Source organism: Ferrimonas senticii DSM 18821 (assembly GCF_000422665.1).
Classification (GTDB): Bacteria; Pseudomonadota; Gammaproteobacteria; order Enterobacterales; family Shewanellaceae; genus Ferrimonas; species Ferrimonas senticii.
In genome coordinates, this window is the sequence record NZ_AUGM01000001.1 from 44083 (window position 1) to 55341 (window position 11259).

General features: G+C 48.2%; 15 protein-coding genes. 6 read left to right on the forward strand and 9 right to left on the reverse strand.

Annotation, left to right across the window (positions count from 1 at the left end; all coding sequences use genetic code 11):
* The first annotated feature begins 191 nt into the window (after positions 1 to 191).
* From G506_RS18260 to G506_RS0100225, 6 genes are all read left to right on the forward strand, one after another.
* Positions 192 to 755 carry a DUF4329 domain-containing protein gene (locus G506_RS18260; RefSeq protein ID WP_084631033.1) on the forward strand — a complete coding sequence of 188 codons (564 nt, stop codon included), beginning with the start codon at positions 192 to 194 and terminating at the stop codon, positions 753 to 755.
* Positions 756 to 1171: 416 nt separating this feature from the next.
* Positions 1172 to 1666 carry a hypothetical protein gene (locus tag G506_RS20785; protein WP_156904736.1) on the forward strand — a complete coding sequence of 165 codons (495 nt, stop codon included), beginning with the start codon at positions 1172 to 1174 and terminating at the stop codon, positions 1664 to 1666.
* 134 nt (positions 1667 to 1800) lie between these two features.
* Entirely contained in the window at positions 1801 to 2805 is a 1005-nt protein-coding gene (locus G506_RS0100210; protein ID WP_028115115.1) for a S66 family peptidase, read from the forward strand.
* 40 nt (positions 2806 to 2845) lie between these two features.
* A complete protein-coding gene (locus G506_RS0100215; RefSeq protein WP_028115116.1) occupies positions 2846 to 3367 on the forward strand; it encodes a DUF2306 domain-containing protein in 522 nt (173 codons plus the stop codon).
* A gap of 108 nt (positions 3368 to 3475) precedes the next feature.
* A complete protein-coding gene (locus G506_RS0100220; protein WP_028115117.1) occupies positions 3476 to 4027 on the forward strand; it encodes a GNAT family N-acetyltransferase in 552 nt (183 codons plus the stop codon).
* A 153-nt stretch (positions 4028 to 4180) separates the two neighbouring features.
* Positions 4181 to 5080, forward strand: a complete 900-nt coding sequence (locus tag G506_RS0100225; protein ID WP_028115118.1) for a hypothetical protein — start codon at positions 4181 to 4183, stop codon at positions 5078 to 5080.
* A 152-nt stretch (positions 5081 to 5232) separates the two neighbouring features.
* Here G506_RS0100225 and G506_RS0100230 read toward each other — a convergent pair whose 3' ends face one another.
* From G506_RS0100230 to G506_RS21325, 9 genes are all read right to left on the reverse strand, one after another.
* Positions 5233 to 5586 carry a DUF4377 domain-containing protein gene (locus G506_RS0100230; RefSeq protein WP_051201774.1) on the reverse strand — a complete coding sequence of 118 codons (354 nt, stop codon included), beginning with the start codon at positions 5584 to 5586 and terminating at the stop codon, positions 5233 to 5235.
* 54 nt (positions 5587 to 5640) lie between these two features.
* Positions 5641 to 6807, reverse strand: coding sequence for a glutathionylspermidine synthase family protein (locus G506_RS0100235; protein WP_028115120.1), 1167 nt, complete (start codon positions 6805 to 6807; stop codon positions 5641 to 5643).
* Entirely contained in the window at positions 6808 to 7443 is a 636-nt protein-coding gene (locus G506_RS18265) for a DUF1190 domain-containing protein (RefSeq protein WP_051201775.1), read from the reverse strand. It abuts the gene before it with no gap.
* A 10-nt stretch (positions 7444 to 7453) separates the two neighbouring features.
* Complete coding sequence (locus G506_RS0100245) at positions 7454 to 7855, reverse strand: DUF350 domain-containing protein (RefSeq protein ID WP_084631035.1); 402 nt, start codon at positions 7853 to 7855, stop codon at positions 7454 to 7456.
* Between the two features lie 105 nt (positions 7856 to 7960).
* Positions 7961 to 8596, reverse strand: a complete 636-nt coding sequence (nth, locus tag G506_RS0100250) for an endonuclease III (RefSeq protein WP_028115122.1) — start codon at positions 8594 to 8596, stop codon at positions 7961 to 7963.
* Positions 8597 to 8669: 73 nt separating this feature from the next.
* Positions 8670 to 9365: an electron transport complex subunit E gene (locus tag G506_RS0100255; protein ID WP_028115123.1), complete on the reverse strand. Its 696-nt coding sequence runs from the start codon at positions 9363 to 9365 to the stop codon at positions 8670 to 8672.
* Positions 9362 to 9994 carry an electron transport complex subunit RsxG gene (gene rsxG, locus G506_RS0100260; protein WP_156904737.1) on the reverse strand — a complete coding sequence of 211 codons (633 nt, stop codon included), beginning with the start codon at positions 9992 to 9994 and terminating at the stop codon, positions 9362 to 9364. Before rsxG ends, G506_RS0100255 begins: the two co-directional genes overlap by 4 nt.
* Before the next feature lie 3 nt (positions 9995 to 9997).
* Positions 9998 to 11050, reverse strand: coding sequence for an electron transport complex subunit RsxD (rsxD, locus tag G506_RS0100265; RefSeq protein WP_028115125.1), 1053 nt, complete (start codon positions 11048 to 11050; stop codon positions 9998 to 10000).
* On the reverse strand, positions 11050 to 11259 hold a 210-nt coding region (locus G506_RS21325; protein ID WP_205619440.1), incomplete at its 5' end, for a hypothetical protein. The genes rsxD and G506_RS21325, both read right to left, overlap by 1 nt.

Sequence of the window (11259 nt, forward strand, 5' to 3'; positions counted from 1 at the left end):
GCCGATAAAACTCTTTGCAATAGCGAAGTGGTCTAATGAATTTGCATCCCAATCCGCAGGTAACGTTGGATTTTTGAGTCGCGTTGCTCATGCCTTGGTATGGTGTTCTGCGTAAGTGAATGGTCTATAAATTTGTTACGTGAAAATTGTGGCAAACAACCATTACCCTACACCAACAGGAAAGAGCCGGAATGTTCTGTCATCAACACCAGATTGCACTCTCTTTGGATGCTATTTTGCTTTTAAGCCCCCTTCGTGCCCATGCTAGTTCATTACTAAAGATGGATAGCATTGACCGTTTTGCGCTTGCCGTCTTGCAGGAGGCTCAAAAACTCTCTTTCGTTAACCAACGTGAATATTGCGGCCTGATTGGATTTGATCAAAACAACAGATTAATCGCTACTCGGCCCAACGCTGGTGAGGAAGACAGCTGCGTTCCGGTAGATGACGAACAACTCGACATGATTGCTTCTTATCATACTCATGGGAGTTACTCTGCGGATGCAGATACTGAGACACCTTCCGTAGATGATTTAATCGCTGACTTTTCAGAAGGGATCAACGGGTATGTTGCTACGCCCGGTGGCAGAGTTTGGGTTAATTCGTTAGAGAGCCAAGCCACTTTCTTACTATGCGAAAACGGTTGTATACCCATTGATCCTCTATTCCAACCGTGCGAAGCAATGAGTCCTGCTGTCAGTTACACCATTAGTGAACTTAACCAACGCGAAGAAAATGATGATGGCGATTGCTAAAACAAAAAAGTGAGAATGGTTTAGCAATTTATATAGTTATGGCATATCGTTACGTTTGTTGTTGAAAATGATGCAATATGTTATCCAGTACAGATAAGTTTTGATGGTAGTTTCACGATAACGAAAGATGCGCATGGCGGATGCAATGAGGGTAAGAAAAGGACTAGCCATAGCCATAGCCATAGCGGTAGTGGATACTGTGTTTTTATACTGATTCTGTGGTGTATCCTGCTTTTTGCAACTTGCGTCTATCATTTGCGCATGATTTATCTCAGGATACTAATAATATAGGCAACTGATCTAAATGATTAAAACCCCATTGCAACAAAGGTTAATCTGGTGTGATAGGATGCTTAGATTCAGAGGGATAGGAGGAGTTGCGCCTCCTAATAAGCTGTTAGGTTTTAAGGAAAGTTATGCGAAAAATTTTAGGGTTGGCTGTTTTATCTTTTTTATCTGGCTGTGTATCTACACCTCAAATAGCTCAAAATGAGACAAGCGCAAGTGTATTGGTATCAACATCAACGCTAGAGCAAAACTCGATACATCCAGATGAAACTATTTTTGTCAGAATTTTTACTCCTGATCAGTCTTTACAAAATGATCGCCCTCTAAGCGTAACAACGTTAAAGCCAAACCAATCAAGTGGGAATTTCTACCTGAATAGTGACACAGCTTATAGAATTCAGTTGTTTTCTATGAATTCAGGAACATTTAGTTCAAGCTCATGTTCTGCATTATTAGATGTTACTCCTAGCGCTAAAAGTAACTACCACATTCAGTTTAATGTGAACGAGCCAAATGAAAAATGCTCACTAATTTTTAAAGCTGAAAACAAAGAACTGGTTAAGGAAACATTTGTTAAAAATAAGATTTACAGCATACCTGTACCAATCCCAGTATCGTTGTAATTAAAACCTAACAAGCCAAGTCAGCAGGACAAATTTTACGCAGGCACCCGTCGCTTCGCTCCTAATTTTAGCCTGCGTAACTTTGCCCCTGCTTGGGGACGTTAGCTTAATCAAATCATGGAGGATAGATTTAAGTGTTGTACCCCAAGGCATTGAAGGCTGGTGACAAAATTGGTTTCTTTTCACCGTCATCACCAGCGACGGTATTTGCTCCCAAACGTTTTCAACGAGCAAAGTCTTACCTTGAATCAAAAGGTTTTAAGCTTGTTTCAGGCTCTCTTACAGGGAGCTCTGACAACTATCGCTCTGGTTCGATAATGGAGCGAGTGGAAGAGTTAAATCAGCTCATTAGAGATCCAAGCGTTCGTTGTATCATGTCCACTATTGGTGGAAGTAACAGCAACGCTTTATTGCCATACATCGATTATGAAGCACTCCGGAATGACCCTAAGATAATCATCGGATATTCAGATGTAACCGCTCTACTCATGGGTATTTATGCGCAGACAGGATTAGTCACATTCTATGGACCAGCACTAGTTGCATCTTTTGGAGAGTTTCCTCCTTTGGTGGATGAAACGTTCAACTCTTTCATGGATATCTTAACTTCAGAATCAGACATCTACTCTTATTCCATGCCCGGAGATTGGACTGATGTTAAACATGATTGGGAAACACAAGATTCGGGTAAGGCGACATATCAAAATGAGTGGAAGTTCATTGGCAATGGAATGGTTAGTGGACGCGTTATAGGTGGCAACTTAAATACGATGGCGGGTATTTGGGGTAGCCCTTATATGCCTGAGGTACAGCGTGGTGACATCTTGCTTATCGAAGACTCATTAAAAGGTATCGATGCGGTGGAGCGTTCGTTTGCTCACTTACTGGCCTGTGGTGTGTTTGATAAGGTCAGTGCGGTTGTTTTGGGTAAACATGAGTTGTTTGACCATAAAGGTACAAGTCGCTCTCCACTGGATGTCTTATTGGAGGTGCTAAACGGAAAAGAAGTACCGATTTTCTATGGTTTTGATAGTTGTCATACTCACCCAATGCTTGTGACACCATTAGGTATTCAAGCAAGAATTGACTTCGATAATCATCGTTTTAGCCTTGAAGGTAAGTGGCTATCAGCAAATTAACAAAGCGTTTACCCAACTAGGAAAGTAGGGAGTGTAACATATGGATGAGTTTATCAATGGACCACTTGGTGCGTTTCATGTAGTGTCAGCAATTATTGCTCTAGTCATTGGGGCAGTAGTCCTTGCGTCAAAGAAAGGCACAAATAAGCACAAAAAACTTGGTTATGTATACTTTTTTAGTATGTTAGTTCTAAATCTAAGCGCTATTCCGATCACAAGTATGTCAGGAAGCATTGGGTTATTTCATATTTTTATTCTACTTAGTTTACCTACTACGATAATGGCACTATACATTCCATTGTTTTGGCGTCATAAAACTAATTGGCTTGTATTACATTTTTCATTTATGTATTGGAGTTATGTTGGTTTGATTGCAGCTTTTGTTGCGGAGATTATGGTTAGATTGCCAACTATTCTTATGACTACAAGGCAAAGTGACGCACAAAATATTAGTTATACGGGGTACGTTGATGTGGCTTTAGCTTTTGCTATCATGGGGCTTGTAATGTTTTTCGCAGAACTAATTTTTCGCTCTTGGAGAAAGCGGCTTAAAGTTGGCTAACAAGGCAATCAAACGGACGCGTAACGCTTGGCTCGCGCTTGTTCCTCGCCGATTTTAGCCAACCATTACTTGCCGCTTATTGCGGCGTTATATTTCACGGAGGAATAGGTGCGCTTTCCTGTATTAGAAACAAATCGACTAAGGCTAACAGAGTTACTTGATGAAGATGCTGAAAGTGTCTTTGACCTATTTTCGGATGAGTCCGTTACTGAGTATTACGACCTTGAAGCTTTCAATGACTTATCGCAGGCACATAACCTTATTAAGTTCTTCCGCAACCGTTTTGAAGAAAAATTAGGTATCCGTTGGGCTATTCGCTTAAAAGAAACGAATGAGCTGATTGGAACATGTGGTTTCAATAGTTGGAACGCTAAAATGAAAAATGCCGTACTTGGATATGATTTACTCCCGAGACATTGGGGAATGGGGTATACAACAGAGGCAGTACATAGGATAGTGACAGCTGCTTTTGATGGTGAGTTACCCTGTGGTGAACTTCATCGCATTCAAGGTGACACAATTCCAGGCAATACAGCTTCCGAATCGGTACTCGTGAAAGTGGGGTTTAAAGAAGAAGGGCTAAGACGGCATAGTGGGTACTGGAAAAATAAGTTCCACGACCTTAAATGTTTTGGTTTGATTAAAACCGAGTATAGTTAAATATAACAATCTGTTAAATAAGGACAAATTCAACTGTGTCGCTTTTTGCTTTTCTGCTTCGCAGGAAAAAATCAACCCAGAAAAATTTGCCTATTAATAGGGCGTTAGTTGCTCGCATCAAAACAATAGAAACATCAATTAAGGAAGTAGATAATGATTCAAAATGAAGTATTGACTGATGCTCTTCAAAGATCCGCATCAATCCATCAACCTCATGCCTTGAAGGCATATTTGGCCATGAAATATCTCTCTGTAAGATTTGAAAATTTTGGTGTTCAAGAATGGAAGCAATGTCAGAATTTGATTGCTATTTCAGAAGTGAAAGTACCAATGATCATGTCTGAGAACATTGAATCAAAAGTATTATCTGATGATCGAATTCAGTATGTAATGCAAAACGGTGTATTGCCAATTGGTTATATAGCTATGAAACAATGGCATCAACGAGCAGGTATAGATCACATTTTTAATCACTACTTAAATTTAGCTGCAGAAAGAAATGAATATCTTTCACATAACGTTTCTATTTTACTTGCTTTGCGTGAAGTTTATTCTGAATTAGAAGATGATCAAATACCGTTCTTCCTAGACCGTTTCGCAGAATATCTATCGTCTACATTTAGAAAAATTACTAAAGGTGAAACAACTTCTATAATAAACTCTACTGTAGAAGTAGATAAAGTCCTAGATTCATGTATTGAGCAGCCGGGTTTCTTTGGTCATAACTTAATAACTCTATGCTGGTTACTCCGCTCTAGAACGAAAATAGGAAAAGATATTTTTTATAGAATTCTTGTTCACGTATATGAACAGTCAAAATGGGATTTTGATGATCCAGAAGATAAAATTGATCATTTGTTTTTGCAAGGCTGCAATTCAGTCTCTACTGAAAATGAATTTGAAAATATCATCTCATCACTAATAAATGATCAAAATAAAAATATACATCAGATAACACTCGCAGATAGTTTGGTTTACCTCTGGAGTCTTTATCCAGACAAACGAGAGAATATTTCAATGCTTGCTGTATATTACAGTACCAAGCGCAACTAACAAGTGCATCCAGGTGACGCCTGCGGCGCACCTGATTTAGGAGTTAAAATAATCCAATCCCCCCCTCGGAAGCTGATCTGGTTGACTGTTCAGCAAACCAGATCAAATCTCTTTCAAAGTGCAGCAACGCGTAGCGATTTTCGGTAGCTGGGTTATTTCGCGCTGCGGCTAATTTGCTTAATCAAACGATATTGATAGCGGCTAGCATCGGCGGGTACTGGGCCGCCGCCAAAGGCCAACGACTTTTCAATTTGCAGCTGGTATTCAAAGCCGGGTTCAAATTCAAAGCCTTGGATATCGCTGTAAAACAGCTGGCCATCGACAACCAAGCACTTACGTGGCGCTATGCCAACACAATCGGCTTGCTGGGGCGCGACGGTGACGGTGAGGATCTCGCTTTTTGAAGTGTCTGAAGTTGTTGCTGTGTTGCTATCGGTGGTTTGGGCGCAGGCACTCAGCAGCGCGATAGCGGCAGTTGCCGCAGCGGCTTTGATGGTGTGGTTCATAAACAGTCTCCAATTGGCTTGGGGATTAACCAAGCCAGTATAAGGGATCAATTGTTAGTCAAGAATGCAGTGGGGGATGAAGCGGGACAGATCTTGGGTGATCCGGCTGTGGTCTTCGCGCACCGAGATACCGGCGGCGTTATCACCAATCAGCCATGAGCCAATTAAGGCGTTGTCGTCGCCAAATTTCGCCAGCGGTTGGTAAGCTTGGATGATAAAGCCTTCCTCGCCGTAGGCGCCGCCGGAACTTTCTAGCGGTTTGCCGTTTTCTAGGATGGCGATGTTGGCACCTTCACGGCTGTAGATCGGCTTTTTCACCCACAGACCGCTGTCGCTGCGGTGGGCCTCATCGGCAAAATAGGCTGGTAGCAGGTTAGGGTGGTTGGGGAACATCTGCCACAGTAGCGGCAGCAGTGCCTTGTTGGACAGCACCGATTTCCACTCTGGCTCGAGCCAGCGAACGTTGGCCTTAGGCACGAAATCGCCGAACTCTTCGCGCAGCATAAACTCCCATGGATAGAGCTTAAAACAGGCTCGGATCAGCTCGCCGTTGCTGTCGAGAAACTCGTTTTTGTCGCTGAGGCCGATCTGCTCAATGGCGGTGTAGATGGTGTTGAAGCCGGCTTCCTCGGCGCAGTCTTGCAGGTATTGGACGGTGCCACGATCCTCGATGCTCTCCTCACAGGAAGCAAAGTGCAACGCCACCGGCGGCCACTCTTTTTTGAAAGTAGCAAAGCGCTTGATCAGCTGTTCTTGAATCGAATTGAACTGATCGGCGCTGGCAGGCAGGGTGCCATCTTTGATGCGATCCTCCAGCCATAGCCACTGGAAAAAGCCGGATTCATACAGCGAGGTTGGGGTATCGGCGTTGTTCTCCAGCAGTTTGGCTGGGCCGGTGCCGTCGTAGGCCAGATCGAGTCTGGCGTACAGGCTGGGCTCGTTCAAACGCCAAGCGCGGGCGACGGTATCCCAATGGGCTTCTGGGATAGCAAAGCGCTGCAGCAGTTGCTCTGAGTTAACCACCTTATCCACCGCTTGCAGGCACATCTGCCCTAGTTCTTCGGTGGGATCTTCAAGATCTTGCTCAATCTGCTTGAGGCTGAACTGGTAGTAGCGGCTTTCATCCCAGTAGGGCTCGCCGTACATGGTATGAAAGTCAAAGCCGTACTCTTCGGCTTGCTGTTGCCAATGGCTGCGCGGAGTGACCAGATGACGCTGCATTTAGCCCCCGAAACTGCGTGAGCCGGATTTGTTCGACAGTGATGAGGAGGACTTAGCCGCTGCCATCTTGCCAAAGCCGCCGCTGCGGGTTACCCGAGTCGGTGCGGTCGGCTTTTGGAAGGCGCTGGGCGTAGCGCGCACCATTTTGTCACCGGCTTTACCAACCACGGTGCCGTTACCGGTGAAGATTTTGCCGTTCAGTGGCGAAGACTTTGAGCGTGAGCCATACACCGGTGCGTATTTCGGTGCCCGGTTGCCGGACAGCATTGAGCCCATCATGTAGCCCATCATCATTGGCATAAACCAACTGCCGCCGCTGGCGTTGTTTTGGCTGCCTTCAGGTGCTTCTTGGCAGGCCTCGGCGCCAAATTCCGCTTCGCAATCCGCTTGGCTGACAAAGCGCGGGGCGGTGGCCAGATGATCCATCTGTGCAGAGCCAAACACCTGTTCACACAGTTGCGGCTGATCAGGGTATTGGGTTACGCACTCTTCGACGTTGGTGTAGATCTGCGCCGCTTCTTCCATCGGTGCTGGGCTGCAACCGCTGACCGCTAAGGTTACCGATAGCGCGACCGCGGTGGTGGTTGGCACCGCTTTGCGAAAACGAGGGAGACAGACGTTGTTACTGCGTTTCATGGCGGGCTCCTTAGTAACTCATGCAGGCGGCGTTTAGCAGGCCGACACTGATGTTGATACTGGCCAATACGATGGCGCTGGCAAGGTGGTTTTGCTCAATCTTGGCGACAATGTCGGTCATTAGGGTAAAGCGTACTAAGGCGAACGCCAGCAGCTGGGCCACCAAGGCGATCACCGCCCAGGTAATGAAATCAGTAAAGCTGATGGAGTATTTGACCGCTGAGGCCAGCGCGATGGTGTAGCCAATCAAAGCACCGCCAAGGCTGAGGGCGGCGGCTTGATTATCGGCTTTGATCAGGCCCCATTCGTCGAATGGGGTGATGGCGGCATAGATGGTTTTGAACAGCAGCAGCGCGATAAAGCCTGCGGCAAAGTAACTGAAGAAAGCACTGAGACCGGCGAGCAGTTCCATAAAAGTGGGCATCCCTAATTTGTCGATTTAGTTTGGGTCGTATCTCTCATCTTATCGCAGCATGAGCAGGGATGCAGTGATTATGGCTGGCAGTTGTGTAACCGCTTAAATCTCGATTTTCTCTTTAAATTCACAGAGATCTTCGATGATGCAGGAGCCGCAGCGCGGTTTACGAGCCAGACAGGTGTAGCGACCGTGCAGGATCAGCCAGTGATGAACATCGACCTTGAACTCGGCTGGCACCACTTTCAGCAGTTTTTGCTCGACCTCATCGACGTTTTTACCCATGGCAAACTTGGTGCGGTTGGAGACCCGAAAGATGTGGGTATCGACGGCGATGGTGGGCCAGCCAAAGGCGGTATTCAGCACCACGTTAGCGGTTTTACGGCCAACACCCGGCAGTGCTTCCAGCGCTTCGCGATTCTCTGGCACTTCGCCGCCGTGCTTATCGACCAAGATCTGCGCCGCCTTAATGACGTTGACGGCTTTGGTGTTATACAGGCCGATGGTTTTGATCTGCGCTTTAACGCCTTCCAGCCCTAAGTCCAACATCGCTTGCGGGGTGTTGGCTAACGGGAACAAGTTGCGGGTGGCTTTATTGACCGAAACATCGGTGGCCTGCGCCGATAACGCTACCGCTACCAGCAGTTCATAAGGATTAGAAAATTCCAGTTCGGTTTCTGGATTCGGGCGCTGCTCGCGCAGGCGTTCCAAAATCAGGCGGCGTTTGTCTTTATTCATTGTCAGCCCTGTAAGCGATGTAAAAATCCCGAAGAGGAATCTTCGGGATTTGGTCTCAATGATATTGCTGAAATTAATTGGTCACGCGAACGCGTTCAACCACTTGCGGTTTTTCCGCCGGTGGCGCCAGCAGCGCTTCCACTTTGTCGTTGAAGTGATTTTTAGCGGCAATCAGCAAGCCCATGGCGATAAAGGCGCCCGGTGGCAGCAGCGCCAGTAGGAATGGGCTATCCAGTTGGAACAGCTCTACCCGCAGCACCGCCGCCCAGTCGCCCAGCAGTAACTCAGCGCCATCAAACAAGGTACCTTGGCCGAGCAGTTCACGAATACCGCCTAAAAGCATTAGCACGAGGGTAAAACCTAAGCCCATCATCAGACCATCCCATGCGGCTAAGCCAACGCTGTTTTTCGAGGCAAAGGCTTCGGCGCGGCCGATGATGATGCAGTTGGTGACGATCAGCGGCAGGAAGATCCCCAGTGACAGATACAGGCCATAGGCGTAAGCGTTTACCAACAGCTGCACGCAGGTTACCAGCGCGGCGATGATCATCACGTACACCGGAATCCGGATCTCCGCCGGAATGCCCTTACGCAGCAGCGATACCAGCACGTTGGATGCGAGTAGCACCGCCATGGTGGCAATGCCAAGGCCCATGGCGTTGGTCAGGGTGTTGGTCACCGCCAGCAGGGGACACAGACCCAGCAGCTGGACGATGCCCGGGTTGTTCTTCCACAGGCTTTGCCAGACGATTTCGCGGTACTGGCTCATGATTTCACCTCACACTTTGGTGCGTTAACGATCTGCTGTTTGTTGCGTTCAACGTAGATCAGCGCATTTTTAACCGCTTTAACGTAAGCACGCGGGGTAATGGTTGCGCCAGTAAACTGGTCGAAATCACCGCCATCGCGTTTTACCCCAAAGCGTGAGTCTTGCTCGCCCTCAAGGCGGTAGCCGTTGAAGCTGGTAACCCAATCGGAGCGACGTAGCTCAATTAGATCACCCAGTCCCGGGGTTTCGGCGTGTTCAAGGGTGCGCACGCCAAGGATTTCCCCTTGCCAGTTCACGCCAACGATCACCTCGATATTGCCGTTGTAGCCATCCGGTGCGGTGGTTTCAATGGCGATTGCCACCGGTTGGCCGTTCAGGCGCGCCACAAACGCTTGATGCGCTTGCTCGTTCCCCAAGTATTGCGGACTAACCAGTTGATGGCATTCCTGATGCGGTTGGTTGTCGTAACTTCCGGCAGGGATGATCTGATCCAAGGTGGCGATCAGTTGTTGCTGTTTCTGCTCGGCAATTTTGTCTTTGGTACCGGCGTGAGTCAGGGCAACCACCGCGGTTGCCGCTAAGCCGAATGCCGCCAACAGCAGGCCGTTTCTATTGATGGAGTGGATCATCGCTTAGCTCCGGTGGCCATAGGTGGTAGGGCGGCTGTAGTAATCGATCAGCGGCACTGACAGGTTGGCCAACATCACCGCAAAGGCGAACGCGTCTGGGTAGCCGCCAAGGGTACGGATCAGGTACACCAGCAGACCAATCAAGGCGCCAAAGATCAGTCGGCCTTTGTTGGAGGTCGCGGCGGATACCGGATCGGTCGCGATAAAGAACGCGCCGAACATGGTGGCGCCAGAGAGCAGATGGAATATCACGCCGCCGCTGCCATCAGGATCGATCAGCAGATCGATAAAACTCAGCAGTGCCAGGGTAGCGATGATTGCCACTGGGATATGCCAGCGGATCACTTTCAATGCTAAGAGCAGCAGGCCACCGGCAAGGAACGCCAGGTTCAACCACAACCAGCCTTGGTTAGCCAAGCCTTGGAAAATCGGCTTGTTCATCGCTTCGGTGGCGGTAAAGCCCAAGGTCAGATCCACTTTCAAGGTATCCAGTGGGGTTGCCATGGTGCTGCCATCAATGCCCAGACGCAGCGCTTCGATGCTGCTGCCGATGTTCGACAAACCGAACAAGATTGCATTGATGGTGTCGCCAAGACCCAAGGTTTGCGCTGCCAATGGCGCCGGTGGTAACCACTGAGTCATCGCCGCTGGGAATGAGATCAGCAGGGTAACGTACGCGGCCATCGCCGGGTTAAACAGGTTTTGGCCCATGCCGCCGTACACCTGTTTGACGATGCCAATGGCAAAAATACTGCCGAGCACCGCGATGTACCAAGGGGCGAGCGGAGGCAAACAGATGCCCAACAGCACACCGGTAACCAGTGCGCTGTTGTCGCTTAGGGTGGACTTTACGTCGCGGCCACGCAGCTTGATGCACACTGCTTCGACGGCGGCGCAGGTCAACATCGCTAGGGCGATCTGCACTAGGTTACCCCAGCCAAAGAAGTACCACTGCACCAACACCCCAGGGATGGTGGCCAGCATCACCAACATCATCAGTCGGTGGGTTGGGGTACGCACCTGCAGGTGCGGTGATGAGGCGATCTTAAATGCCATCAGTTGTTCTCTTTATCGTTATTCTGCATTGCCGCCTCGGCCGCTTTTTTGGCCTTGGCTTTGGCAATCGCAGCAGCGACTGCCGCTTTGCGTTTGTCTTCTGCCGATGGGGCAGGGGCTGCCTCTGCTACCGCCGGTTCGGCTGTTGGCTGCTCGGCTTGCTGTTCAGCCAGTTTCTTAGCTTTGGCTTTAGCAATGGCGGCAGCAAC